General features: G+C 38.3%; 2 protein-coding genes. Both read left to right on the top strand.

Annotated features, from left to right (window positions below):
• Positions 1-127 (top strand): L28 family ribosomal protein (locus QSV46_RS40890; protein ID WP_409997310.1); only part of this gene is annotated, 127 nt, incomplete at its 5' end.
• 35 nt (positions 128-162) lie between these two features.
• The coding region (rpmG, locus tag QSV46_RS40895; RefSeq protein WP_314964456.1) for a 50S ribosomal protein L33 at positions 163-240 on the top strand (78 nt) is incomplete at its 3' end.

The raw sequence follows: 240 nt of genomic DNA on the forward strand, positions 1-240 counted from the left end.
TTTTTGGGTAGAGAGCGAAAACCGCTTTGTTAAGCTTCGCTTGACTACCAAAGGTATGCGTATCATTGATAAAGTTGGTATTGACCAAGTTTTAACTGATATGCGTGCTCGTGGCGAAAAAATCTAATTTTTGCCTTTTCATATTCTTAGGGAGCAATTGCGATGCGTGATAAAATCAAATTAGTTTCAACTGCAGGTACGGGTTATTTTTACACCACGACCAAAAACAAACGTACCATG

The organism is Bradyrhizobium cosmicum (assembly GCF_032290525.1).
Classification (GTDB): Bacteria; Pseudomonadota; Alphaproteobacteria; order Rhizobiales; family Xanthobacteraceae; genus Bradyrhizobium; species Bradyrhizobium cosmicum_A.